We start from the raw sequence: 21,621 nt of genomic DNA on the forward strand, positions 1-21,621 counted from the left end.
TTTGCTTGTTTAAGACTGCGCCACTTTCCTCTAAGATGTGGGGCTGTTTTCACTCTCAACTGAAATGCGAACCTATGGAAAATAATGAAATTCAGACCGTGCTGATGAATGCACTCTCCCTTCAGGAAGTTCTCGTTTCTGGCGATGGCAGCCACTTCCAGGTGATTGCCGTGGGTGAGATGTTTGATGGCATGAGCCGGGTTAAGAAGCAGCAGACTATCTATGCCCCGCTGATGGAATACATTGCGGACAACCGCATCCATGCCCTGTCGATCAAAGCGTATACCCCGCAAGAATGGGCACGCGATCGCAAACTCAACGGTTTTTGAGTCAAGGGAGAGGTGAATCCACTTCTCCAGTGACGAATGTGAATACTTAACAGAGATTAGATTTGATGGATAAATTTCGTGTGCAGGGGCCAACCCGCCTTCAGGGCGAAGTGACGATTAGCGGCGCTAAAAACGCGGCTCTTCCGATTCTGTTTGCTGCTTTGCTGGCTGAAGACCCGGTTGAAATCCAGAACGTACCGAAGCTGAAAGACGTTGATACTTCCATGAAGCTGCTGAGCCAGTTGGGTGCGAAGGTTGAACGTAACGGTTCGGTATGGGTTGACGCAGGTCCGGTAAACGTATTCTGTGCACCTTACGAGCTGGTGAAAACCATGCGTGCTTCTATCTGGGCACTTGGCCCATTGGTGGCGCGTTTTGGTCAGGGGCAGGTTTCTCTGCCTGGCGGCTGCACTATTGGTGCGCGTCCGGTCGATCTGCACATCTCCGGTCTTGAGCAGCTGGGTGCTGAAATCAAGCTGGAAGAAGGCTACGTGAAAGCATCCGTCAATGGTCGCCTGAAAGGCGCGCATATCGTTATGGACATGGTCAGCGTCGGCGCGACCGTGACTATCATGACCGCCGCAACGCTTGCGGAAGGGACTACCGTCATTGAAAACGCCGCGCGCGAGCCGGAAATTGTGGACACGGCGAACTTCCTCAACGCGATGGGCGCGAAAGTGACAGGTCAGGGGACCGATCGCATTACCATCGAAGGCGTGAAGCGTCTGGGCGGCGGTGTTTACCGCGTTCTGCCAGACCGTATCGAAACCGGTACTTTCCTGGTGGCAGCCGCAATCTCTGGCGGCAAAATTGTCTGCCGCAATGCCCAGCCGGATACGCTGGATGCGGTGCTGGCGAAGCTGCGCGAAGCTGGTGCGGATATCGAAGTCGGTAGCGATTGGGTTAGCCTGGATATGCACGGCAAGCGCCCGAAAGCGGTGAATGTACGTACGGCTCCGCATCCGGCGTTCCCGACCGACATGCAAGCACAGTTCACGCTGCTGAACCTGGTCGCGGAAGGCACGGGTGTGATCACTGAAACGGTGTTTGAGAACCGCTTCATGCATATCCCGGAACTGATTCGTATGGGCGCACGTGCGGAAATTGAAAGCAATACCGCGATTTGCCACGGCGTTGAGAAACTGTCCGGTGCTCAGGTAATGGCAACCGACCTGCGCGCATCTGCAAGCCTCGTGCTGGCTGGCTGTATCGCACAGGGTACGACCGTTGTTGACCGTATCTATCACATCGATCGCGGCTATGAGCGCATTGAAGATAAACTGCGTGCGTTAGGCGCTAATATCGAGCGTATCAAAGGCGAGTAATCGTCTGCCGTTAAAAACGCCCTCCAGTTCGCCTGGAGGGTGGTTAATCGCGTTATTTATCCTTTCTTGGCTGGCGTATCGCCCGCGTTCTATCAATAAATTCATGCGTTAGCGGGTCGTGATAGCGTGACGGCCAGATAATCCATGGCTCCGTTTCAAGCACCCTGGCAATAATCATTTCTCCCTTCGGCCAGGAGCGCGAAAGGACATTGGCTAGTGTGGATGAGCTAAGGCCATTTTTACGCGACTCTGCGGCCATTGATGTGCCTTTTTTGCGCAGCCCGGCGATAATGTCTGCCGGATGCCAGTCGATAAAGTTCTCCATACTTCCTCCCTGAGAGCGGTGTTTAAATCGTCAGATTGAGTGAAGAACGTACTTTACCCCTCTTTTCATCAATATTCTAAAAGGTTCATGTAAGTTTTTCTAAATTAGGAAAACGTCAATTTTTAGGCGTAAAAAGCCGCGAAAAAGAATTTTTAAGAACTTTCCCGCGCAGGGCCGCGCGGGAAGGGATTAACGATCGCGCTGAACGGCGATATGGGCGAGGCCGATGAGGGCGTCACGCCATTGTGAATCCGGCAGCGGAGCCAGGGCGGCAATCGCTTTGTCGGCTTCTTCCTCGGCGCGCTGACGCGTCCACTCCAGCGAGCCGCAGGCCGCCATGGCTTCGAGCACCGGTTCCAGCAGATGGCGGCCGTTGCCTTGCTCAATCGCGCTCCGAATCAGTTGCGTTTGCTCTGGCGTACCGTTACGCATCGCATGAAGCAGCGGCAATGTTGGTTTGCCTTCGTTGAGGTCATCACCGACGTTTTTACCCAGCGTTTCGCCATCAGCGCTGTAGTCGAGTAAATCGTCAATTAGCTGGAAAGCCGTACCCAGATAGCGACCATAATCCTGCAACCCTTTTTCCTGCTCAGGCGTACAGTCTGCGAGCAGGCCAGAGCACTGGGCTGCGGCTTCAAACAGGCGCGCGGTTTTGCTGTAAATTACCCGCATGTAGTTTTCTTCAGTGATATCCGGGTCATTGACGTTCATCAACTGAAGCACTTCGCCTTCAGCTATCACGTTCACCGCTTCAGACATTACTGCCAGCACTTTCAGCGAGCCGAGGCTGGTCATCATCTGAAATGCACGGGTGTAGATGAAATCGCCCACCAGTACGCTGGCAGCGTTGCCAAAAGCCGCATTTGCCGTCGCCTTGCCGCGACGCATATCCGACTCATCCACCACGTCATCGTGCAGCAGCGTCGCGGTATGAATAAATTCGATCAGCGCAGCGATGGTGACATGGGCATTTCCCTGATAGCCAACGGCGCGGGCCGCCAAAACGGCGATCATTGGACGAATCCGTTTCCCACCGCCGCTGACGATGTAATAGCCAAGCTGGTTGATCAACTGGACGTCCGAGTTGAGCTGCTCAAGAATCGTCGCATTGACACCCGCCATATCCTGCGCGGTTAACTCATTGATTTTTTGTAAATTCATCGCAAAAGCCGGGCTTAATGTCCTGTTTACCACTTATCCATATGGGATAACGAAGGTTATACGTTAGCGTTGTAAGTCTGATTGTACTGAAAAAACGGCTCAGATAAACGTTGCCGTGTACGTTGTATTTTTTTTCTGCGTCTATTGATGCTAGCACTTGTCAAAGGCTCGTGTTTTGCGTAATATTCGCGCCCTATTGTGAATATTTATAGCGCACTCTGAATCACACGAAGATGTGCGCGGAAGCGGAGTTTATATGTACGCGGTTTTCCAAAGTGGTGGTAAACAACACCGAGTAAGCGAAGGTCAGACCGTTCGCCTGGAAAAGCTGGACATCGCAACTGGCGAAACTGTTGAGTTCGCTGAAGTTCTGATGATCGCAAACGGTGAAGAAGTCAAAATCGGCGTTCCTTTCGTTGATGGCGGCGTTATCAAAGCTGAAGTTGTTGCTCACGGTCGTGGCGAGAAAGTTAAAATTGTTAAGTTTCGTCGTCGTAAACACTACCGTAAGCAGCAGGGCCATCGTCAGTGGTTCACTGATGTGAAAATTACTGGCATCAGCGCTTAAGTTAAGGGGAGCAGATTAAATGGCACATAAAAAGGCTGGCGGCTCGACTCGTAACGGTCGCGATTCAGAAGCTAAACGTCTGGGCGTAAAACGCTTTGGCGGCGAAACAGTTCTGGCTGGTAGCATCATCGTTCGTCAACGTGGTACTAAATTCCACGCTGGCACCAACGTTGGTTGCGGCAAAGACCACACTCTGTTTGCTAAAGCAGACGGTAAAGTGAAATTTGAAGTTAAAGGTCCGAATAACCGTAAATTTATCAGCATCGTTGCTGAATAAGTTATTCGCGTCCCGGTAACGGATAAAAGCCCCGCAACGTGTTGCGGGGCTTTTTACATTCGACGCCAGGTAAACACCGTCCAGGTAGGTCATCCGGTATGAAGCAGCAGGCGGGCATCGGCATTATATTGGCGCTCACTACAGCGGTCTGCTGGGGGGCGTTACCTATTGCCATGAAACAGGTTCTGGAAGTGATGGAACCGCCTACCATTGTGTTCTATCGGTTCTTAATGGCGGGCTGTGGCCTTGGCGTCATTCTGTTGTGGAAGCGTAAACTGCCTCCGGTACAGATTTTTCGTAACCCCCGTTGGCTGGTGCTCTTACTGATTGCCACTGGGGGGCTGTTCGGTAACTTCGTGCTGTTTAGTTCATCGCTTCAGTACGTTAGCCCAACGGCATCGCAGGTGATTGGTCAACTTTCACCTGTCGGCATGATGATTGCCAGCGTTTTCATCCTTAAAGAGAAGATGCGTGGCACGCAGGTAGTCGGCGCTATCATGCTTATCTGCGGCTTACTGATGTTTTTTAACACCAGTTTGATTGAGATATTTACCCGCCTGACTGACTACACCTGGGGCGTTATCTTCGGTGTTGGGGCGGCAACGGTCTGGGTGAGTTACGGTGTCGCGCAAAAGGTGTTATTGCGGCGTCTGGCCTCACAGCAGATCCTTTTTTTGCTGTACACTTTATGTACGATTGCACTGCTGCCGTTAGCAAAGCCTGAAGTGATTGGGCAACTGAGCGACTGGCAGCTAGCCTGCCTGATCTTCTGTGGTCTGAACACATTGGTCGGTTATGGGGCGCTGGCGGAAGCCATGGCGCGCTGGCAGGCGGCACAGGTAAGCGCGCTGGTGACGCTTACTCCCTTGTTTACATTGTTATTTTCAGATCTATTATCAATGGCCTGGCCCGATTTCTTCGCCAGACCGATGTTGAACCTTTTAGGTTACCTCGGTGCGTTTGTCGTGGTTGCGGGCGCGATGTATTCCGCCATTGGTCATCGTCTTTGGGGGCGGTGGCGTAAGCGTGAAGCGGTTGTTCCGTTACCCCGCGCAGGCGAATGATTTACGGAGAGTAAAATGAAGTTTGTTGATGAAGCAACGATCCTGGTCGTAGCAGGTGATGGCGGTAATGGTTGCGTTAGCTTCCGCCGTGAAAAATATATTCCGAGAGGCGGCCCAGACGGCGGCGACGGTGGTGATGGTGGTGACGTATGGATGGAAGCCGACGAGAACCTGAACACCCTGATTGACTACCGTTTCGAGAAGTCCTTCCGCGCTGAGCGTGGTCAGAACGGCGCAAGCCGCGACTGCACCGGTAAACGCGGTAAAGATGTGACTATCAAAGTGCCGGTTGGTACACGAGTTATCGACCAGGGTACTGGCGAAACCATGGGCGACATGACCAAACACGGTCAGCGTCTGATGGTGGCGAAGGGCGGTTGGCACGGTCTGGGTAACACCCGTTTTAAATCGTCTGTGAACCGTACTCCGCGTCAAAAAACGATGGGTACGCCGGGCGACAAACGTGACCTTCAGCTTGAACTGATGCTGTTGGCGGACGTTGGGATGCTGGGGATGCCGAACGCCGGTAAATCCACCTTTATCCGCGCCGTTTCTGCGGCAAAACCGAAAGTGGCAGACTATCCGTTTACCACATTGGTTCCAAGCCTGGGCGTAGTGCGTGTCGATAACGAGAAGAGCTTTGTGGTTGCCGATATCCCAGGTCTGATTGAAGGGGCATCGGAAGGCGCTGGCTTAGGTATTCGCTTTCTGAAACACCTTGAGCGTTGCCGCGTACTGCTGCACATTATCGATATCGACCCGATTGACGGTTCCGATCCGGCGGAAAACGCGCGCATCATCATTGGCGAGCTGGAAAAATACAGCGATAAACTGGCCGGTAAACCACGTTGGTTGGTGTTCAACAAAATTGACACCATGGATAAAGCCGCCGCTGAAGAAAAAGCGAAAGCGATCGCTGAAGCAATGGGTTGGGAAGGCAAGTACTACCTGATCTCTGCGGCAAGCCAGATTGGCGTGAAAGATCTGTGCTGGGATGTGATGAACTTTATCATCGAGAACCCAATTGTTCAGGCTGAAGATGCGAAACAGCCAGAAAAAGTTGAGTTCATGTGGGATGACTATCATCGCCAGCAGCTTGACGAAGTCGCCGCAGAAGCGGAAGACGACGAAGATTGGGATGACGACTGGGATGAAGACGACGAAGAAGGTGTCGAGTTCATTTACAAACGTTAATCCTGAAGCCGGATGGCGACGCTAACGCGTTTTATCCGGGCAACAATATAAAACGGGCTGCATTTGCGGCCCGTTTTGTTATGTGTGTTATAGGCCGGATACGCGCAAGCGCCATCCGGCAACATCACTCTCAGTTGTTCTGATAAATATCTTTGTACAACCGACTCTCAAAGCGCACTAGCGGAATACGACGATTGCGCTGGTCAGCCGGCTCCACGGCATAGCCGGAAAGATATTGCACAAAAGCCATCCGCTGCCCGCTGGCGGTGGTGATAAAGCCTGCCAGGTTGTAGACGCCCTGTAGTGAACCGGTTTTCGCCGATACTTTGCCATCGACCCCGGCCTGATGCAGACCCGCGCGGTATTGCAGCGAACCATCGTGACCGGCAAGCGGCAGCATAGAGATAAAATCCAGCTCGTTATCGTGCTGTGCGATGTACTGTAATGCCTGCATCATGGTGGCAGGAGCAATCAGGTTATGTCGCGACAGGCCAGAACCATCAGCGATAATCGTATTGCCTAAATTCACGCCTGCCTGCTGGCGCAGGATCTGCCGTACGGCATCGGAACCCGCCCGCCAGGTTCCCGGAACGCCAAAGCGCGCATGACCAATCATGCGGAATACGGTATCGGCTATCATGTTGTCTGATTTTTTCAGCATGATTTTGAGCAGGTCGTGCAATGGTGCGGATTGCTTACTGGCAATCACCGTTCCCGGTTCGTTGACCAGCGTTTGGCGCAGCAATGTGCCGCTGTAGGTGATACCCGCTTGCTTAAGCTCATCTTTGATAATCGCCCCGGCATAGCTCGCGCCGTCCTGAATGGCGAACGCCAGCGGTAGCGGATCTGAGCGCTGCGGTAGGCAGCCGGTAAGCGTATAACGGTTCAGGTCACCCGGTACGACGTCCAGTTCACAATATTGTGCCTCTGGTGAGCCTTTGGCTAATGTGCGCACCTGGCTAAACATCGTCACCGGATAGTAAGACGCGATGCGGATAAACGCCAAATCATTGGCTTTCTGGGCGCTGTAGAGCGAAATAGAGAAACAGTTACGGTCAATAATGGCCGCCGCCGGAGGGGCGCTAAAGCACTGCGTCATATCGTTCCACGGCCAGCCAGGGGCTTTATCGTGGCTGGCAAAAATGGAGGTATCAATAAGCACGTTGCCGTCGATACTCTGCACGCCCGCTTTTTTCAGCGCCGCCACCATATTACGAATATCCTGACGTTTTAGCGTCGGATCGCCGCCAAATCGTGCAATAAGGTCGCCTTTGAGCGTCCCGTTATCCACGCTGCCTTTGCTTTCCAACGTGGTGGTAAAGCGAAAATCCGGGCCGAGTTGGAGCAAGGCCGCCAGTGCAGTGAGTACCTTTTGGGTACTGGCTGGCAGAGCCATCTGTTGGCCGTGGTAATCGATCAGTGGCGCAGGTGCGCCCACTTTCTGCACCAAAAGCGCGAGGTTGGCCCCAGCAGGAAGCTGATTGATATATTCATCAACATTCGCGGCTTGAACGCTAAACGCTATACTGGTGGTCAATCCGATGATAAATCTGGAAAATCGCATAATCTCGCGCTAACAACCTGGAAACGAGCCGTCATACTACGGCGCAACGCCCTGTAAAGTAAACGATGACCCGTAGTGAACTTCGCGGTAAAATACGTATCAAATGAAAAATTACTGCTGACCTGGGGCTTTGTACCCGGGTCGGTTTTCTTTTGCTTCTGGCCTGGTGTTGATAGCGACCCAGGCGGGCTTAGCGGCCGGAGTGGGTGAAGTACTCCCAACAGGAATGTTCAAGAGGTATAACAATGCAAGCTATTCCGATGACCCTTCGTGGTGCAGAAAAACTGCGTGAAGAACTGGATTTTCTGAAATCCGTACGTCGTCCTGAAATCATCGCATCGATCGCTGAAGCGCGCGAACACGGCGACCTGAAAGAAAACGCTGAGTATCACGCGGCACGTGAACAGCAGGGTTTCTGTGAAGGGCGTATCAAAGATATCGAGGCGAAGCTGTCTAATGCGCAGGTTATTGATATCACCAAGATCCCTAACAATGGGCGTGTGATTTTCGGTGCGACCGTGAAAGTATTGAACCTGGATAACGACGAAGAACAGACTTATCGCATCGTGGGCGATGACGAGGCGGATTTCAAACAGAACCTGATTTCTGTGAACTCGCCAATCGCACGCGGCCTGATTGGCAAAGAGCAGGATGATGTCGTGACCATCCGCACGCCAGGCGGTGAAGTTGAGTTCGAAATCATCAAAGTGGATTATCTGTAATATTTGTTCAACACTGAAAATGTTGAGTGAGTGTAAAGATAAGAAAAAGGCCGCATAGCGGCCTTTTATCAAGCATAAGAGCGTGGCATGTTGCTAGCCCTCGAGAAGAAAATCCCTCATTTAACACAATGTTGTGTCAAAAATTAGGATATTCTTAACGTGGCAACGAGATTTTGCGTTCTTTACCAGGGCGATAAAGCACCAGCATTTTACCGATGACCTGTACGTTACAGGCACCGGTTTCACGCACGATAGCGTCCACGATCAAGGCTTTAGTCTCCCTGTCTTCCGAGGCGACTTTCACCTTGATAAGCTCATGGTGCTCTAACGCTTGTTCAATCTCGGCCAGTACCCCTTCGGTCAAACCATTGTTGCCAAGCATTACTACCGGCTTGAGCGGATGTGCCAGACCTTTTAGGTGCTGTTTTTGTTTAGTACTCAGATTCATCGTATATTTTTGCTTACCTTGGGATTGAAAACGGGTCATTCTACCGCCATCTCCCATATATCGCCAAATGGCGCGTAGATATTTACGCCAAAAGGTTACGATGAACTGCCCCGATGGGAATGTTAAATGACAGGTAAAAAGCGTTCTGCCAGTTCAAGCCGCTGGCTTCAGGAACACTTTAGCGATAAATATGTTCAAGAGGCACAGAAAAAAGGGTTACGTTCCCGTGCCTGGTTTAAACTTGATGAAATACAGCAAAGTGACAAACTTTTTAAGCCGGGGATGACGGTTGTTGACCTCGGTGCCGCTCCAGGAGGCTGGTCACAGTACGTGGTCACGCAGATTGGTGGCAAAGGCCGCATCATTGCTTGCGATCTTTTACCTATGGATCCAATCGTTGGTGTGGACTTCCTTCAGGGCGATTTTCGTGATGAACTCGTCATGAAGGCATTACTGGAACGCGTAGGTGACAGTAAAGTACAAGTTGTCATGTCCGATATGGCACCAAACATGAGCGGAACACCGGCGGTTGATATTCCCCGGGCCATGTACTTGGTGGAACTGGCGCTCGAAATGGCTCGTGATGTGCTGGCGCCAGGCGGTAATTTTGTAGTGAAAGTGTTCCAGGGCGAAGGCTTCGATGAGTATCTAAGGGAAATTCGCTCCCTGTTTACGAAGGTTAAAGTTCGTAAGCCGGACTCTTCGCGTGCACGTTCGCGTGAAGTGTACATTGTAGCGACCGGGCGAAAATCATAGACGGTGCTTTTTCAAACGAAAGTTTGAAAGACGCTGGATATAGAGTATCCTGACGCTGTTTTTAACACAGTTGTAATAAGAGGTTAATCCCTTGAGTGACATGGCGAAAAACCTAATACTCTGGCTGGTCATTGCCGTTGTGCTGATGTCAGTATTCCAGAGCTTTGGGCCCAGCGAATCGAACAGCCATAAGGTGGATTATTCTACCTTCCTGCAAGAGGTCAATAACGACCAGGTTCGCGAAGCGCGTATCAACGGACGTGAGATCAACGTTACCAAGAAAGATAGTAACCGTTACACGACTTACATCCCGGTTAACGATCCGAAGCTGCTTGACAACCTGCTGACGAAAAACGTCAAAGTGGTTGGCGAGCCGCCTGAAGAGCCAAGCCTGCTGGCTTCTATCTTCATTTCCTGGTTCCCGATGCTGCTGCTGATCGGTGTCTGGATCTTCTTCATGCGTCAAATGCAGGGCGGCGGTGGCAAAGGTGCCATGTCGTTCGGTAAGAGCAAAGCGCGCATGTTGACGGAAGACCAGATTAAAACCACTTTTGCTGATGTTGCTGGTTGCGACGAAGCAAAAGAAGAAGTGGCGGAACTGGTTGAATACCTGCGTGAACCGAGCCGTTTCCAGAAATTGGGCGGTAAAATTCCGAAAGGCGTCCTGATGGTCGGCCCTCCGGGTACCGGTAAAACGCTGCTGGCGAAGGCTATCGCTGGCGAAGCTAAAGTGCCGTTCTTTACGATTTCCGGTTCTGACTTCGTGGAAATGTTCGTCGGTGTCGGTGCATCTCGTGTGCGTGATATGTTCGAACAAGCCAAGAAAGCGGCTCCGTGCATCATCTTCATCGATGAAATCGACGCCGTAGGCCGCCAACGTGGCGCGGGTCTGGGCGGTGGTCACGATGAACGTGAACAGACGCTGAACCAGATGTTGGTTGAGATGGATGGTTTCGAAGGTAACGAAGGTATCATCGTTATCGCTGCGACTAACCGTCCTGACGTACTTGACCCAGCGCTGCTGCGTCCTGGCCGTTTCGACCGTCAGGTTGTGGTTGGTCTGCCGGACGTACGTGGTCGTGAACAGATTCTGAAAGTGCACATGCGTCGCGTACCGCTGTCTCCAGATATTGATGCAGCCATCATCGCTCGTGGTACTCCTGGCTTCTCCGGTGCAGACCTGGCGAACCTGGTGAACGAAGCGGCACTGTTTGCAGCGCGTGGTAACAAACGTGTTGTCTCAATGGTTGAGTTCGAGAAAGCGAAAGACAAAATCATGATGGGTGCGGAACGTCGCTCCATGGTGATGACGGAAGCGCAGAAAGAGTCTACCGCGTATCACGAAGCTGGCCACGCGATTATCGGTCGCCTGGTGCCGGAACACGATCCGGTGCATAAAGTGACGATTATCCCACGTGGTCGTGCGCTGGGTGTGACGTTCTTCCTGCCTGAAGGCGACGCGATTAGCGCCAGCCGTCAGAAGCTGGAAAGCCAGATCTCGACCCTGTACGGTGGTCGTCTGGCTGAAGAACTTATCTACGGTGCAGAACATGTTTCCACCGGTGCGTCGAACGATATTAAAGTTGCGACTAACCTGGCGCGTAACATGGTGACCCAATGGGGCTTCTCCGACAAACTCGGCCCGCTGCTTTACGCAGAGGAAGAGGGTGAAGTGTTCCTGGGGCGTTCTGTCGCCAAAGCGAAACACATGTCTGATGAAACAGCACGTATCATCGACCAGGAAGTGAAAGCGCTTATCGAACGTAACTACGGCCGTGCGCGTCAGCTCCTGAACGACAACATGGATATTCTGCATGCAATGAAAGATGCGCTCATGAAATATGAAACCATCGATGCACCGCAGATTGACGACCTGATGGCTCGCCGCGAAGTGCGTCCGCCAGCGGGTTGGGAAGAACCTGGTTCATCCAACAATAACTCTGGCAGCACTGGCAAACCAAGTGCGCCGCGTCCAGTTGATGAACCACGTGCACCGGACTCTGGCACCATGTCAGAGCAACTGGGCGACAAATAAGTTCTCCCTCGTGGAAGACTGTGCTTCACCTAAAACCCTGGGGCTTGCTCCGGGGTTTTTTCTATTCAAAAACGCATAACAAAAAGGAATCGCTATGAAACTCACCGCCCAGGGCTCAATCCTGGATCTCTCCCATCCGCACGTTATGGGGATACTCAACGTTACGCCAGACTCTTTTTCCGATGGCGGTACACATAACACGCTGGTTGAGGCGGTGAAACATGCGAACCTGATGATTAACGCTGGGGCGACGATTGTCGATGTTGGCGGCGAATCTACGCGACCTGGCGCGCTGGATGTTAGCGTTGAAGAGGAACTGGAGCGCGTTATTCCCGTGGTTGAAGCCATCGCCCAGCGCTTTGAAGTCTGGATTTCTGTTGATACCTCCAAGCCGGAAGTGATTCGAGAATCGGCTCGCGCGGGTGCGCATATCATTAACGACATCCGATCATTGAGCGAGCCGGGTGCGCTGGAAGCGGCGGCAGAAACCGGGCTGCCGGTTTCATTGATGCATATGCAGGGCAACCCGAAAACTATGCAGGATGCGCCAAAGTATGACGATGTCTTTGCGGAAGTGAATCGCTACTTTGTTGAACAGATTGCGCGCTGTGAACGGGCAGGAATCTCAAAAGACAAATTGTTACTCGACCCTGGGTTCGGTTTCGGTAAAAATCTCTCCCATAACTATGCATTATTGGCTCGCCTGGCAGAATTTCATCATTTTGGGCTACCGCTGTTTGTCGGGATGTCGCGGAAATCGATGATTGGTCAGTTGCTGAACGTAGGACCGTCTGAACGACTCAGCGGCAGTCTGGCGTGTGCGGTAATTGCAGCCATGCAGGGCGCGCATATTATTCGCGTCCATGATGTTAAAGAAACTGTTGAAGCGATGCGCGTGGTTGAAGCCACCTTGTCTGCGAAGGGAAATAAACGTTATGAGTAATCGCAAGTATTTTGGTACCGATGGGATTCGTGGTCGTGTAGGCGATGCGCCAATTACCCCTGATTTTGTCCTGAAGCTCGGCTGGGCGGCAGGCAAAGTACTGGCAAGCCACGGCTCGCGCAAAATCATTATCGGCAAAGACACCCGTATTTCGGGCTATATGCTGGAGTCGGCTTTGGAAGCCGGTCTGGCTGCAGCAGGGCTGTCGGCCTCGTTTACGGGCCCAATGCCAACACCAGCAGTGGCTTACCTGACGCGCACTTTCCGCGCTGAAGCCGGTATCGTTATCTCCGCATCGCATAACCCGTTTTACGACAACGGCATCAAGTTCTTCTCTATCGACGGCACCAAACTGCCGGATGAAGTTGAAGAAGCTATCGAAGCGGAAATGGAAAAAGAGATCACCTGCGTTGACTCCGCCGAGCTGGGTAAAGCGAGCCGTATTGTTGATGCGGCGGGTCGTTATATCGAGTTTTGCAAAGGCACGTTCCCGAACGAGCTGAGCCTTAACGAGCTGAAAATTGTGGTTGATTGTGCCAATGGCGCAACCTACCACATCGCGCCGAACGTGCTGCGTGAGCTGGGTGCGAATGTTATCGCTATTGGCTGCGAGCCGGACGGTGTCAATATTAACGAAGAAGTTGGCGCTACCGATGTGCGTGCGCTACAGGCGCGTGTACTGGCTGAAAAAGCCGATGTTGGTATCGCGCTGGATGGCGACGGCGACCGCGTGATTATGGTTGACCACGAAGGTAATAAAGTCGATGGTGACCAGATCCTTTACATCATTGCCCGTGAAGCGTTGCGTCAGGGTCAACTGCGCGGTGGCGCGGTAGGGACGCTGATGAGCAACATGGGGCTTGAAGTTGCGCTCAAACAGCTGGGCATTCCGTTTACTCGCGCGAAAGTGGGCGACCGCTACGTGCTGGAAAAAATGCAGGAGAAAGGCTGGCGTATCGGTGCGGAAAACTCCGGGCACGTTATCCTGCTGGATAAAACCACCACTGGTGATGGTATCGTTGCGGGCTTACAAGTTGTGGCGGCGATGGTGCGTAACCATATGAGCCTGCATGATCTGTGCAGTGGCATGAAAATGTTCCCGCAGATTCTGGTGAATGTGCGCTACACCGCTGGCAGTGGCGATCCGCTAGCAAATGAAACGGTGAAAGCCGTTATGGCGGAAGTCGAGGCTGCACTGGGTAACTCCGGGCGCGTACTGCTGCGTAAATCAGGTACTGAGCCGTTGATTCGCGTGATGGTGGAAGGCGAAGACGAAGCACAGGTTACCGAATTTGCCCATCGGATTGCCGATGCTGTAAAAGCAGTATAACGCCACGCTAAGTGACTAAAAAGGCGGCGCTTGCCGCCTTTTTATTAATGACGATTCGTGGTTTTGCTGTTTTTTTCCGCAGTTGATACAATGTATGGAAATTGCCCTTGCGAAGGTGATTCGCTTTGGTTAGTATTCACACCCGCTTAAGTGGGAAATATAAGCATCCCACTTTATTGGTCGAAGCACTTGGTACGCGGTGTCCCCGCAAGGAACAGGTTGATTATGTACGAAGCTCTTTTAGTTGTTTTCCTTATTGTGGCGATTGGCCTTGTGGTTCTCGTTATGCTACAGCAAGGTAAAGGCGCTGATATGGGAGCCTCCTTCGGAGCAGGCGCTTCCGCTACACTGTTTGGTTCTAGTGGTTCTGGTAACTTCATGACCCGCATGACCGCTGTGTTTGCGACGCTGTTCTTCATCATCAGTCTGGTACTGGGCAACATCAACAGTAACAAGACGACCAAAGGAAGCGAGTGGGAAAATCTGACTGCACCGGCGAAATCCGAGCAGACTCAGCCAGCGACTCCGGCGCAGCCGACTAGCGATATCCCACACTAATAGTAGTATCTGTGCTGAGGTGGTGGAATTGGTAGACACGCTACCTTGAGGTGGTAGTGCCCTAACGGGCTTGTGGGTTCGAGTCCCATCCTCAGTACCAATATTCCGAAAGAAAGACGCTGAAAAGCGTCTTTTTTTTCGTCTGTAGAAAATGTGTCGATCGGGTAAGGTCATTGGCCGGATAAGGCATTTATGCCGCCATCCGGCAGATGCCTGATGGCGCTACGCTTATCAGGTCTACGAGAGTATCTACTGCAAATTCTGTACATAAAAAAGCCGCTTGCGCGGCTTTTTACATACTGTGCTGGCGATTACTTCGCTTTACTCTCCAGGTTCTCAACCTGCGGCACACCGGTGGCGGCAGAGGAAGAGAGCAGGCCAGTTTTGGCATAGCCAAACAGCTTCTCACGTGTATCAGTGATGTCCAGGTTACGCATGGTCAACTGACCAATACGGTCATCTGGGGAGAATACGGAATCGCCTTTCTCCATGGTCAGACGCTCTGCTTTGTAAGTCAGGTTGTCAGACACGGTGTTCAGAATCGAATAGTCGTTACCACGGCGCAGTTCCAGGGTGACTTCACCGGTAATCTGGCTGGCAACCCAACGTTGCAGTGAGTCACGCAGCATCAGCGCCTGAGAGTCGAACCAACGGCCCTGATACAGCAAACGGCCCAACTGACGGCCATGCGCGTGATATTGCTCAATAGTATCTTCGTTGTGAATACCAGTCAGCAGACGCTCATAAGCAATGTGCAGCAGCGCCATCCCCGGAGCTTCGTAAATACCACGGCTTTTCGCTTCGATAATACGGTTTTCAATCTGGTCGCTCATGCCCAGACCGTGACGCCCACCAATGCGGTTGGCTTCCAGCATCATCTCGACGTCATCGCTGAAGGTTTTGCCGTTCAGCGCCACCGGATGGCCTTGCTCAAAGCGCACGGTCACTTCTTCTGCTGGGATTTTCACGCTTTCATCCCAGAACTTCACGCCCATAATAGGGTTAACGATTTTGACGCTGGAGTTGAGGAATTCCAGGTCTTTCGCTTCGTGTGTTGCGCCGAGCATGTTGGAGTCGGTGGAGTAGGCTTTTTCGACAGACATTTTGTAGTCAAAGCCGCAGGCAATCATAAATTCAGACATTTCATGACGGCCACCCAGCTCATCGATAAAGTCGGTATCGAGCCACGGTTTGTAAATCTGCAATTCTGCGTTGGTCAGCAGGCCATAACGATAAAAACGTTCGATATCGTTGCCTTTATAGGTACTGCCATCGCCCCAGATGTTGACGCCATCTTCTTTCATGGCAGCAACCAGCATGGTGCCAGTGACGGCACGGCCCAGTGGCGTGGTGTTGAAGTAGGTCAGCCCGCCGGTGGTGTTATGGAATGCGCCACACTGAATCGCGGCAATGCCTTCAGCGACCAGTTGCTTACGGCAGTCGATCAGACGAGCGTTCTCTGCGCCATACTCCATAGCACGACGTGGGATCGCATCATAGTCCTCTTCGTCCGGCTGCCCCAGATTTGCAGTATATGCATAAGGGACTGCGCCTTTTTGTCGCATCCACAGCAACGCCGCGCTGGTGTCAAGACCGCCAGAGAAGGCGATACCAATACGTTGACCTACCGGAAGATGCTTGAGAATCGTCGTCATAAAGTAAAACCCTGCTTTGATAGACTGATAGAGAAAACGCTTTCCGCTCTCAGTGAATTTTTATGCAAAATAAATGAGTTTTCATTTAATCATCTTTTGTGTGATACCGGAAGCGGTTCATATATTTTTTAGTGAAAAATCCTCGTTACTGGCGGAGGTTGCGCAGGATATATGACCCGAAGAGACTGATTAAATCATCTGCATAGATTGTAAGGTTGACAAGATGTGAACAATATCTCTATACTACAGGCCGGTTTTACGTCCCGTCCTCGGTACCAAATCCCAGCATTATTTGCATTTTTTACTCACAAAGCGTAAAATTTGCCACGTTTCAGGCGCGGGGTGGAGCAGCCTGGTAGCTCGTCGGGCTCATAACCCGAAGGTCGTCGGTTCAAATCCGGCCCCCGCAACCACTTTCCCTTAGAGTTCTTTTTCAAATATACTGTGAAGACTTAGGCCTTCGTAGCAGGATTTGAAAAAAATTCTTTTCGGAAGGTTCTCCAGGCCGCAGTTGCGGCTATAGGGTTCAGTTATCTAAAGCCCCGATTTATCGGGGTTTTTTGTTATCTGACTACAGAATAACTGGGCTTTACGCCCTTTTTTTATGTCTTGGGGGTGGGTTTGTCCACATTAGAGCAAAAATTAACAGAGATGATTACGGCACCAGTTGAAGCCCTGGGCTACGAACTGGTCGGCATCGAATTTATTCGCGGTCGCACATCCACACTGCGCATCTATATTGATAGTGAAGATGGCATCAATGTTGATGATTGTGCTGATGTGAGCCACCAGGTAAGCGCAGTAATGGACGTTGAAGATCCTATTACCGTTGCTTATAACCTGGAAGTTTCCTCTCCGGGCCTCGACCGTCCTATGTTCACCGCAGAACACTATACGCGTTTCATGGGTGAAGAGGTGACGCTTGTCCTGCGCATGGCGGTACAGAACCGTCGTAAATGGCAGGGCGTTATCAAAGCGGTAGACGGTGAGATGATCACTGTGACAGTCGAAGGCAAAGATGAAGTGTTCGCGCTGAGTAACATCCAGAAGGCGAACCTGGTTCCCCACTTTTAACAGTCTGGATTGAGGTGAAAGGCCCCGATGAACAAAGAAATTTTGGCTGTTGTTGAAGCCGTTTCCAATGAAAAAGCGCTGCCGCGTGAGAAGATTTTCGAAGCGTTGGAAAGTGCGCTGGCAACGGCGACAAAGAAAAAATACGAACAAGAAATCGACGTGCGCGTAGAAATTGACCGTCGCAGCGGCGATTTTGACACGTTCCGCCGCTGGGTTATCGTTGAAGAAGTAACCCAGCCAACCAAAGAAATTACGCTCGAAGCAGCGCGCTTTGAAGACGAAAGTCTGAACGTGGGCGAATACGTTGAAGACCAGATTGAATCTGTCACCTTTGACCGTATCACCACCCAGACGGCAAAACAGGTTATCGTGCAGAAAGTACGTGAAGCCGAACGCGCAATGGTTGTTGACCAGTTCCGTGAACACGAAGGTGAAATCATCACCGGCGTGGTGAAGAAAGTGAACCGCGACAATATCGCCCTGGATCTCGGCAACAATGCCGAAGCTGTTATCCAGCGTGAAGACATGCTGCCGCGTGAAAACTTCCGTCCTGGCGACCGTATCCGTGGCGTGCTGTACTCCGTACGTCCGGAAGCGCGCGGTGCGCAGCTGTTCGTGACCCGTTCCAAGCCGGAAATGCTGATCGAACTGTTCCGCATTGAAGTGCCGGAAATCGGCGAAGAAGTCATTGAGATTAAAGCAGCGGCTCGTGATCCGGGTTCTCGTGCCAAAATCGCAGTGAAAACCAACGACAAGCGTATCGACCCAGTCGGTGCTTGCGTCGGTATGCGCGGTGCGCGTGTTCAGGCAGTTTCGACTGAGCTGGGCGGCGAGCGTATCGATATCGTCCTGTGGGATGATAATCCGGCACAGTTCGTGATTAACGCAATGGCTCCGGCAGACGTCGCATCCATCGTGGTTGACGAAGACAAGCACACCATGGATATCGCTGTTGAAGCTGGTAATCTGGCTCAGGCGATTGGCCGTAATGGTCAGAACGTCCGTCTGGCTTCTCAGCTCAGCGGTTGGGAACTCAACGTGATGACCGTTGATGACCTGCAAGCTAAGCATCAGGCCGAAGCGCACGCTGCTATCGATACCTTCACCAAATATCTCGATATTGATGAAGAGTTTGCGACTGTGCTGGTCGAAGAAGGGTTCTCCTCACTGGAAGAACTGGCCTACGTGCCAATGAAAGAACTGCTGGAAATCGATGGTCTGGATGAAGCGACCGTTGAGGCGCTGCGCGAACGTGCGAAAAACGCCCTGACCACTCTGGCACTTGCCCAGGAAGAAAGCCTCGGTGATAACAAACCGGCTGACGATCTGCTGAACCTGGAAGGGTTGGATCGCGCACTGGCTTTCAAACTGGCCGCTCGTGGTGTTTGTACGCTGGAAGACCTCGCTGAACAAGGCGTTGACGACCTGTCTGATATCGAAGGGTTGACCGACGAGAAAGCGGGTGAGCTGATTATGGCTGCACGTAATATTTGCTGGTTCGGCGACGAAGCGTAATAAACTGTAGCAGGAAGGAACAGCATGACAGATGTAACCGTAAAAACGCTGGCCGCAGAGATACAGACCTCGGTGGATCGCCTGGTACAGCAATTTGCTGACGCTGGTATCCCGAAGTCTGCTGATGACTCTGTGTCCGCACAAGAGAAACAAACCTTACTGGCGCATTTGAATCGTGAAAACGGTTCTGCCCCAGATAAGCTGACGTTGCAGCGCAAAACGCGCAGCACACTTAATATTCCTGGTACCGGTGGAAAAAGTAAATCGGTACAAATCGAAGTCCGCAAGACACGCACCTTTGTGAAACGCGATCCGCAAGAGGCTGAACGCCTGGCCGCGGAAGAGCAGGCGCAGCGTGAAGCGGAAGAGCAAGCCCGTCGTGAAGCTGAAGAAGCAGCTAAACGCGAGGCGCAACAAAAAGCTGAACGTGAGGCCGCAGAACAAGCTAAGCGTGAAGCCGCTGATAAAGCGAAACGTGAAGCTGCGGAAAAAGACAAAGTGAGCAATCAACAGACCGACGATATGACAAAAACCGCCCAGGCCGAAAAAGCCCGCCGTGAAAATGAAGCTGCCGAGCTGAAGCGTAAAGCGGAAGAAGAAGCACGTCGCAAGCTTGAAGAAGAAGCGCGCCGCGTAGCGGAAGAAGCTCGCCGTATGGCAGAAGAAAACGAGAAGAATGGGGTGAATGTCGCTGAAACGACAGAAGACACCAGCGATTACCACGTGACCACTTCTCAACATGCCCGCCAGGCAGAAGACGAAAACGACCGCGAAGTTGAAGGTGGTCGTGGTCGTGGTCGCAATGCGAAAGCAGCGCGCCCGGCGAAAAAAGGCAAACACGCTGAATCTAAAGCTGACCGTGAAGAAGCGCGTGCTGCGATTCGTGGCGGTAAAGGCGGCAAACAGCGTAAAGGTTCTTCCCTGCAGCAGGGCTTCCAGAAGCCAGCTCAAGCGGTTAACCGTGACGTTGTGATTGGCGAAACCATCACCGTTGGCGAACTGGCTAACAAGATGGCCGTTAAAGGCTCTCAGGTCATCAAAGCGATGATGAAACTGGGCGCAATGGCGACCATCAACCAGGTCATCGACCAGGAAACCGCACAGCTGGTTGCCGAAGAGATGGGCCACAAAGTTATCCTGCGTCGTGAAAACGAGCTGGAAGAAGCAGTAATGAGCGACCGTGACACCGGTGCTGCGGCTGAACCGCGCGCACCTGTTGTGACCATCATGGGTCACGTTGACCACGGTAAAACCTCTCTGCTTGACTACATTCGTTCAACGAAAGTGGCTTCTGGCGAAGCGGGTGGCATTACTCAGCACATCGGTGCATACCACGTTGAAACCGACAACGGTATGATCACCTTCTTGGATACCCCGGGGCACGCCGCGTTTACCTCTATGCGTGCTCGTGGTGCGCAGGCAACGGATATCGTTGTTCTGGTTGTTGCAGCAGACGACGGCGTGATGCCGCAGACCATCGAAGCTATCCAGCACGCGAAAGCGGCGCAGGTTCCGCTGGTTGTTGCAGTGAACAAAATCGATAAACCAGAAGCTGACCTGGATCGCGTTAAAAACGAACTGTCTCAGTACGGCGTAATGCCGGAAGAGTGGGGCGGTGAAGCGCAGTTCATCCCTGTATCTGCGAAAGCGGGTACCGGTATTGACGACCTGCTGAACGCTATCCTGCTGCAAGCTGAAGTTCTGGAGCTGAAAGCCGTCCGTAAAGGCATGGCGAGCGGTGCGGTCATCGAATCCTTCCTGGATAAAGGTCGTGGTCCTGTTGCAACTGTACTGGTTCGTGAAGGTACTTTGAACAAGGGCGATATCGTTCTGTGTGGTTTCGAGTATGGCCGTGTTCGTGCAATGCGTAACGAACTGGGTCAGGAAGTGCTGGAAGCAGGCCCATCCATTCCGGTGGAAATCCTGGGGCTGTCCGGCGTTCCGGCTGCGGGCGATGAAGTGACCGTGGTCCGTGACGAGAAGAAAGCGCGTGAAGTTGCACTGTATCGTCAGGGCAAATTCCGTGAAGTTAAACTGGCTCGTCAGCAGAAATCTAAACTTGAGAACATGTTCGCCAACATGACTGAAGGCGAAGTTCACGAAGTGAACATCGTACTGAAAGCGGACGTTCAGGGTTCTGTAGAAGCTATCTCCGATTCCTTACTGAAACTGTCTACTGACGAAGTGAAAGTGAAGATCATCGGTTCCGGCGTAGGTGGTATCACCGAAACCGACGCAACCCTGGCTGCGGCATCCAACGCTATCCTGGTTGGCTTCAACGTTCGTGCGGATGCCTCTGCGCGTAAAGTGATTGAATCCGAAAGCCTGGATCTGCGTTACTACTCCGTCATCTATAACCTGATTGACGAAGTGAAAGCGGCAATGAGCGGTATGCTGTCTCCAGAACTGAAACAGCAGATCATCGGTCTGGCTGAAGTTCGTGACGTGTTCAAATCGCCTAAATTTGGTGCCATCGCAGGTTGTATGGTTACTGAAGGCATTATCAAGCGTCACAACCCAATCCGCGTTCTGCGTGACAACGTGGTTATCTATGAAGGCGAGCTGGAATCCCTGCGCCGCTTCAAAGATGACGTTAACGAAGTCCGTAACGGCATGGAATGTGGTATCGGTGTAAAGAACTACAACGACGTTCGCGTTGGCGATATGATCGAAGTATTCGAAATCATCGAAATTCAGCGTACTATCGCTTAATCTTCGTAACGCTCGGTGACTCTTTGTCTACCGGGCCTACGATAGCATTGTAAGCCGGGTTATAGG

20 protein-coding genes and 2 tRNA genes are annotated in these 21,621 nt (G+C 52.1%); 17 read left to right on the forward strand and 5 right to left on the reverse strand.

The genetic code is table 11. From position 1 onward, the window contains the following. The first annotated feature begins 74 nt into the window (after nucleotides 1–74). Nucleotides 75–329, forward strand: coding sequence for a BolA family iron metabolism protein IbaG (ibaG, locus tag AC6I4B_RS02720; protein ID WP_497769390.1), 255 nt, complete (start codon nucleotides 75–77; stop codon nucleotides 327–329). 65 nt (nucleotides 330–394) lie between these two features. Beyond that, a complete protein-coding gene (gene murA / locus AC6I4B_RS02725; protein WP_497769391.1) occupies nucleotides 395–1,654 on the forward strand; it encodes a UDP-N-acetylglucosamine 1-carboxyvinyltransferase in 1,260 nt (419 codons plus the stop codon). A gap of 52 nt (nucleotides 1,655–1,706) precedes the next feature. Here the strand turns inward: murA and sfsB are convergent, their stop codons facing one another. Both sfsB and ispB read right to left on the reverse strand, forming a co-directional pair. Then, nucleotides 1,707–1,979 (reverse strand): DNA-binding transcriptional regulator SfsB, encoded by a 273-nt coding sequence (gene sfsB / locus AC6I4B_RS02730; protein WP_497769392.1) that lies wholly within the window; start codon nucleotides 1,977–1,979, stop codon nucleotides 1,707–1,709. A gap of 189 nt (nucleotides 1,980–2,168) precedes the next feature. After that, the gene (gene ispB, locus AC6I4B_RS02735) at nucleotides 2,169–3,140 is read right to left on the reverse strand and encodes an octaprenyl diphosphate synthase (protein WP_497769393.1); all 972 of its coding nucleotides are present in this window, start codon (nucleotides 3,138–3,140) and stop codon (nucleotides 2,169–2,171) included. Between the two features lie 256 nt (nucleotides 3,141–3,396). Between ispB and rplU the strand changes: the two genes are divergently transcribed. From rplU to cgtA, 4 genes are all read left to right on the forward strand, one after another. After that, the gene (gene rplU, locus AC6I4B_RS02740; RefSeq protein ID WP_000271401.1) at nucleotides 3,397–3,708 is read left to right on the forward strand and encodes a 50S ribosomal protein L21; all 312 of its coding nucleotides are present in this window, start codon (nucleotides 3,397–3,399) and stop codon (nucleotides 3,706–3,708) included. A 19-nt stretch (nucleotides 3,709–3,727) separates the two neighbouring features. Continuing rightward, nucleotides 3,728–3,985 carry a 50S ribosomal protein L27 gene (gene rpmA, locus AC6I4B_RS02745; RefSeq protein WP_497769430.1) on the forward strand — a complete coding sequence of 86 codons (258 nt, stop codon included), beginning with the start codon at nucleotides 3,728–3,730 and terminating at the stop codon, nucleotides 3,983–3,985. A gap of 98 nt (nucleotides 3,986–4,083) precedes the next feature. Beyond that, entirely contained in the window at nucleotides 4,084–5,049 is a 966-nt protein-coding gene (locus AC6I4B_RS02750; protein WP_497769432.1) for a DMT family transporter, read from the forward strand. Between the two features lie 15 nt (nucleotides 5,050–5,064). After that, on the forward strand, nucleotides 5,065–6,243 hold the full coding sequence (gene cgtA, locus AC6I4B_RS02755; RefSeq protein WP_497769434.1) for an Obg family GTPase CgtA: 1,179 nt from the start codon (nucleotides 5,065–5,067) through the stop codon (nucleotides 6,241–6,243). Between the two features lie 130 nt (nucleotides 6,244–6,373). On the opposite strand, the gene dacB is transcribed toward cgtA, so the two are convergent. Further along, on the reverse strand, nucleotides 6,374–7,807 hold the full coding sequence (dacB, locus tag AC6I4B_RS02760) for a serine-type D-Ala-D-Ala carboxypeptidase (protein ID WP_497769435.1): 1,434 nt from the start codon (nucleotides 7,805–7,807) through the stop codon (nucleotides 6,374–6,376). 245 nt (nucleotides 7,808–8,052) lie between these two features. Here dacB and greA point away from each other — a divergent pair, with 245 nt between their 5' ends. Further along, complete coding sequence (greA, locus tag AC6I4B_RS02765; protein WP_497769437.1) at nucleotides 8,053–8,529, forward strand: transcription elongation factor GreA; 477 nt, start codon at nucleotides 8,053–8,055, stop codon at nucleotides 8,527–8,529. A 154-nt stretch (nucleotides 8,530–8,683) separates the two neighbouring features. On the opposite strand, the gene yhbY is transcribed toward greA, so the two are convergent. Continuing rightward, complete coding sequence (gene yhbY / locus AC6I4B_RS02770) at nucleotides 8,684–8,977, reverse strand: ribosome assembly RNA-binding protein YhbY (protein WP_497769438.1); 294 nt, start codon at nucleotides 8,975–8,977, stop codon at nucleotides 8,684–8,686. A gap of 126 nt (nucleotides 8,978–9,103) precedes the next feature. Here yhbY and rlmE point away from each other — a divergent pair, with 126 nt between their 5' ends. The 6 genes from rlmE (at nucleotide 9,104) to AC6I4B_RS02800 (ending at nucleotide 14,699) form a co-directional block, all read left to right on the forward strand. After that, complete coding sequence (rlmE, locus tag AC6I4B_RS02775) at nucleotides 9,104–9,733, forward strand: 23S rRNA (uridine(2552)-2'-O)-methyltransferase RlmE (RefSeq protein WP_123651659.1); 630 nt, start codon at nucleotides 9,104–9,106, stop codon at nucleotides 9,731–9,733. Nucleotides 9,734–9,833: 100 nt separating this feature from the next. Further along, a complete protein-coding gene (gene ftsH, locus AC6I4B_RS02780) occupies nucleotides 9,834–11,768 on the forward strand; it encodes an ATP-dependent zinc metalloprotease FtsH (RefSeq protein ID WP_497769440.1) in 1,935 nt (644 codons plus the stop codon). 94 nt (nucleotides 11,769–11,862) lie between these two features. Next, on the forward strand, nucleotides 11,863–12,711 hold the full coding sequence (gene folP / locus AC6I4B_RS02785) for a dihydropteroate synthase (protein WP_497769441.1): 849 nt from the start codon (nucleotides 11,863–11,865) through the stop codon (nucleotides 12,709–12,711). After that, nucleotides 12,704–14,041 (forward strand): phosphoglucosamine mutase, encoded by a 1,338-nt coding sequence (gene glmM / locus AC6I4B_RS02790; protein WP_497769443.1) that lies wholly within the window; start codon nucleotides 12,704–12,706, stop codon nucleotides 14,039–14,041. Before folP ends, glmM begins: the two co-directional genes overlap by 8 nt. A 225-nt stretch (nucleotides 14,042–14,266) precedes the next feature. Then, entirely contained in the window at nucleotides 14,267–14,599 is a 333-nt protein-coding gene (gene secG, locus AC6I4B_RS02795) for a preprotein translocase subunit SecG (protein ID WP_497769444.1), read from the forward strand. 13 nt (nucleotides 14,600–14,612) lie between these two features. Further along, nucleotides 14,613–14,699 (forward strand) — tRNA-Leu (locus tag AC6I4B_RS02800). A 211-nt stretch (nucleotides 14,700–14,910) separates the two neighbouring features. Here the strand turns inward: AC6I4B_RS02800 and argG are convergent. Beyond that, nucleotides 14,911–16,254 (reverse strand): argininosuccinate synthase, encoded by a 1,344-nt coding sequence (gene argG / locus AC6I4B_RS02805; protein WP_497769446.1) that lies wholly within the window; start codon nucleotides 16,252–16,254, stop codon nucleotides 14,911–14,913. Between the two features lie 336 nt (nucleotides 16,255–16,590). On the opposite strand from argG, the gene AC6I4B_RS02810 reads away from it, so the two are divergent. The 4 genes from AC6I4B_RS02810 (at nucleotide 16,591) to infB (ending at nucleotide 21,555) form a co-directional block, all read left to right on the forward strand. After that, nucleotides 16,591–16,667: transfer RNA gene (locus AC6I4B_RS02810), tRNA-Met, on the forward strand. A 208-nt stretch (nucleotides 16,668–16,875) separates the two neighbouring features. After that, on the forward strand, nucleotides 16,876–17,328 hold the full coding sequence (gene rimP, locus AC6I4B_RS02815; RefSeq protein ID WP_061281677.1) for a ribosome maturation factor RimP: 453 nt from the start codon (nucleotides 16,876–16,878) through the stop codon (nucleotides 17,326–17,328). 27 nt (nucleotides 17,329–17,355) lie between these two features. After that, nucleotides 17,356–18,843 carry a transcription termination factor NusA gene (nusA, locus tag AC6I4B_RS02820; RefSeq protein WP_497769447.1) on the forward strand — a complete coding sequence of 496 codons (1,488 nt, stop codon included), beginning with the start codon at nucleotides 17,356–17,358 and terminating at the stop codon, nucleotides 18,841–18,843. A 24-nt stretch (nucleotides 18,844–18,867) separates the two neighbouring features. Then, nucleotides 18,868–21,555 (forward strand): translation initiation factor IF-2, encoded by a 2,688-nt coding sequence (gene infB, locus AC6I4B_RS02825; RefSeq protein ID WP_497769449.1) that lies wholly within the window; start codon nucleotides 18,868–18,870, stop codon nucleotides 21,553–21,555. The last annotated feature ends 66 nt before the right edge of the window (nucleotides 21,556–21,621 follow it).

The sequence above is a fragment of the Kluyvera fluvialis genome (genome assembly GCF_059725275.1).

Bases quoted from the DNA above. Each gene is read 5' to 3' on its own strand.
- rpmA (WP_497769430.1), top strand. From the start codon at position 3,728: ATGGCACATAAAAAGGCTGGCGGCTCGACTCGTAACGGTCGCGATTCA.
- dacB (WP_497769435.1), bottom strand. From the start codon at position 7,807: ATGCGATTTTCCAGATTTATCATCGGATTGACCACCAGTATAGCGTTT.
- secG (WP_497769444.1), top strand. From the start codon at position 14,267: ATGTACGAAGCTCTTTTAGTTGTTTTCCTTATTGTGGCGATTGGCCTT.
- glmM (WP_497769443.1), top strand. From the start codon at position 12,704: ATGAGTAATCGCAAGTATTTTGGTACCGATGGGATTCGTGGTCGTGTA.
- greA (WP_497769437.1), top strand. From the start codon at position 8,053: ATGCAAGCTATTCCGATGACCCTTCGTGGTGCAGAAAAACTGCGTGAA.
- rplU (WP_000271401.1), top strand. From the start codon at position 3,397: ATGTACGCGGTTTTCCAAAGTGGTGGTAAACAACACCGAGTAAGCGAA.
- argG (WP_497769446.1), bottom strand. From the start codon at position 16,254: ATGACGACGATTCTCAAGCATCTTCCGGTAGGTCAACGTATTGGTATC.
- rlmE (WP_123651659.1), top strand. From the start codon at position 9,104: ATGACAGGTAAAAAGCGTTCTGCCAGTTCAAGCCGCTGGCTTCAGGAA.
- ibaG (WP_497769390.1), top strand. From the start codon at position 75: ATGGAAAATAATGAAATTCAGACCGTGCTGATGAATGCACTCTCCCTT.
- infB (WP_497769449.1), top strand. From the start codon at position 18,868: ATGACAGATGTAACCGTAAAAACGCTGGCCGCAGAGATACAGACCTCG.
- yhbY (WP_497769438.1), bottom strand. From the start codon at position 8,977: ATGAATCTGAGTACTAAACAAAAACAGCACCTAAAAGGTCTGGCACAT.
- sfsB (WP_497769392.1), bottom strand. From the start codon at position 1,979: ATGGAGAACTTTATCGACTGGCATCCGGCAGACATTATCGCCGGGCTG.
- folP (WP_497769441.1), top strand. From the start codon at position 11,863: ATGAAACTCACCGCCCAGGGCTCAATCCTGGATCTCTCCCATCCGCAC.
- AC6I4B_RS02750 (WP_497769432.1), top strand. From the start codon at position 4,084: ATGAAGCAGCAGGCGGGCATCGGCATTATATTGGCGCTCACTACAGCG.
- nusA (WP_497769447.1), top strand. From the start codon at position 17,356: ATGAACAAAGAAATTTTGGCTGTTGTTGAAGCCGTTTCCAATGAAAAA.
- ftsH (WP_497769440.1), top strand. From the start codon at position 9,834: ATGGCGAAAAACCTAATACTCTGGCTGGTCATTGCCGTTGTGCTGATG.
- ispB (WP_497769393.1), bottom strand. From the start codon at position 3,140: ATGAATTTACAAAAAATCAATGAGTTAACCGCGCAGGATATGGCGGGT.
- murA (WP_497769391.1), top strand. From the start codon at position 395: ATGGATAAATTTCGTGTGCAGGGGCCAACCCGCCTTCAGGGCGAAGTG.
- cgtA (WP_497769434.1), top strand. From the start codon at position 5,065: ATGAAGTTTGTTGATGAAGCAACGATCCTGGTCGTAGCAGGTGATGGC.